This window comes from Paenisporosarcina sp. P4_E4_2 (assembly GCF_056401595.1).
Window position 1 is genome coordinate 1 of record NZ_JBFUJC010000429.1, and the last position, 2,324, is coordinate 2,324.

Genomic DNA, 2,324 nt, shown 5'->3' on the forward strand with positions numbered 1-2,324 from the left:
GAGTAACCGCAGGAACAGATTGGTGCTTGTAGCTAGACATAGCAAAATGTAAAAGAGTAGAAAAACCCTTGGAAAATCCAAGGGTTTTTTCATGTGAACGAATCTTTAATATGAAAGAAAATATACCTCGTATCATCTGAATAAGCCGGTGACGTTGTATAGCGCCAATTCCTTTGGCGTGCGAAAACCGTATGTGCATTGACAAGTGGCTCACCGTTTTCATTGAAGCCCGTCACGATGGTCGTGTGATCAAATCTGCCGTCACCCTGGAAATCGTAACTGATTACATCTCCAAGTTTCAACTCCCATGCGCTTGCTACTTTTACTGCCTGTAAACCGGTTCTGGATGTTTCCAAATACCATCGGAGTGCATGTGAGGTACTCCAGCTGAAGCTCCACGTGCCTCCTCTAATCCACCACCCTTTATTACGGTTTGGATAGCCACGCATTGGCGCTCCTCCTGCACGCAAGCACTGTGAAATGTAATTCGTGCAATCGACATCAAATACAGGATAAGCTGGATTATTGGAGTTCCACCATGTATTTGCATAATCCACTGCTGCTTGACGGTTGTATATAGAAATCCCTCCTTACGGAGAGAGTATGTATAAAACGAAAGAAATAGAAGATTGGAGAGGAATATAGTTGAGAAGAATCGTATTTGGTAGCATCGTGTCGATTGGACATGGAAGACTGTGACTATCCATCATTCTTCGCAATGGATTCAGACTCGCACTCGCTATTTTTGCCATTCCATTTATCATTCTGTAAGGTATTCCCGTTAGTTATGTGACGATGAGCGGCAGTCTATATGCGCTTATTTTCATTCCCCTCTCCCCTTAGTTTTACCCCATTAGAAGCTTTTCTGAAGCAACAAAAAACCACTCTTATATTACGAGAGTGGCCTTCCGATTATCATTCATAAATAGAATAGAACAAATTCATTACCATATCTATACTGTTTCCGATGAATGGAAACAGTGTACTATCCCCAATCGGTGTCAGTACCACAATTAAAAACAAAATGGAGCCGTAAGCTTCTAAGGGCACAAGTTTCTCTTGAATTTTAGCAGGAAATAAACTGGAAATGATTCGATACCCGTCCAATGGTGGTAGTGGTAACAGATTAAATACGCCTAACACTACATTCAACATGACAAAAACATTTAGAAATTCATCCATTGTTTGATTTTGAGGAGAAAAGTAAAAAATGCTAAACCCAATAAACGCCAGGACAAAGTTACTGAGAGGGCCAACCAAACTAACAATGATGGATTGTATACGTCTCGTTGCGAAATAAGCAGCATTAACTGGAACAGGTTTTGCCCAACCAAACCCCGCTATAAAAATCAAAAGTGTACCAGCGATATCCAAGTGTTTTAGTGGATTAAGAGTTACCCTTCCCTGTCTTTTTGCCGTATCGTCTCCAAATACTGAAGCCATCCAAGCATGCATAAATTCATGCAATGTAAAAGCAATTACCAATGTAATGAGCACAAATGGGATCTCTTCTAATGAAAATGCAAAAAACTCTATGTTGTCCGCCCGCTTTCATTTCATTCTTTTTACAGTGAATGAATAGGCACATCATCCATCTTTCACTGTTACACTAATGTACCATTTCACTCACTGGATTTCACTAACCCTTTTCTATATATGTCCGTTTTTAACAAAATAATCCTCTTATTTCCCCATCACATATAATAAACCCTTTTTCTTAGGCTTAAAATGATATCTTATTCAGCTATTAAATATCGGATTGAATTGAAAGTGATTGTTTTGGCCATGGAATTTCAGAAGCTCGGTGTCAGCCGTTAGGCAAGCCTTTTTATGCCAACAATGAAAAAGGGTTCGGACTTGGCTTAATGCTAACCTACAAAGTCATTGAACATCATCATGGAAAAGTAACCATTGAAAGTAAAGGCGCTGGTACCCAAGTCACTTTATCATTGCCGATTTCCAGTTAACATCCACTTAGAAAAGGCATTCACGAAAGTGAGTGCCTTTTTTATTCGTAATATTTTTCAATAAATTGTTTTTCTTCTTCATAACTGAGAATTCCCGTAGCCCTGCCGACAGTCCCTCCCTGCATAGTCCAAATTGTATTGTGATCTTTATCTATTTGTGTGAAATCATTTTCCGCCCATCGATTAAGAATACTTAAATAACGGCTTTTATTTTGATAATCACCATTTTCTACAACTTTTTTTAACCTTGCCACTCTTTCAGCGGTTAGAGGGAGGAACCCCCACTTTTCCTCAGCCTCGATTTTCTGATGACTCATTTGATGAATCACTTGGCCGACTTGAAAGTCAGGCATATGC

4 protein-coding genes are annotated in these 2,324 nt (G+C 39.5%); 1 reads left to right on the plus strand and 3 read right to left on the minus strand.

Features of this window, described 5'->3' with window-relative positions:
• Positions 1-89 precede the first annotated feature (89 nt).
• Together AC1DSB_RS18215 and AC1DSB_RS18220 are read right to left on the minus strand one after the other, a co-directional pair.
• Positions 90-584, minus strand: coding sequence for an amidase domain-containing protein (locus tag AC1DSB_RS18215; protein WP_369758004.1), 495 nt, complete (start codon positions 582-584; stop codon positions 90-92).
• A gap of 331 nt (positions 585-915) precedes the next feature.
• The gene (locus AC1DSB_RS18220; protein WP_342542216.1) at positions 916-1,497 is read right to left on the minus strand and encodes a site-2 protease family protein; all 582 of its coding nucleotides are present in this window, start codon (positions 1,495-1,497) and stop codon (positions 916-918) included.
• Between the two features lie 293 nt (positions 1,498-1,790).
• On the opposite strand from AC1DSB_RS18220, the gene AC1DSB_RS18225 reads away from it, so the two are divergent.
• Positions 1,791-1,967: an ATP-binding protein gene (locus AC1DSB_RS18225; RefSeq protein WP_477587303.1), complete on the plus strand. Its 177-nt coding sequence runs from the start codon at positions 1,791-1,793 to the stop codon at positions 1,965-1,967.
• Positions 1,968-2,008: 41 nt separating this feature from the next.
• Here the strand turns inward: AC1DSB_RS18225 and AC1DSB_RS18230 are convergent.
• A partial coding sequence (locus AC1DSB_RS18230; protein WP_477587302.1) for a DUF6241 domain-containing protein occupies positions 2,009-2,324 on the minus strand: 316 nt, incomplete at its 5' end.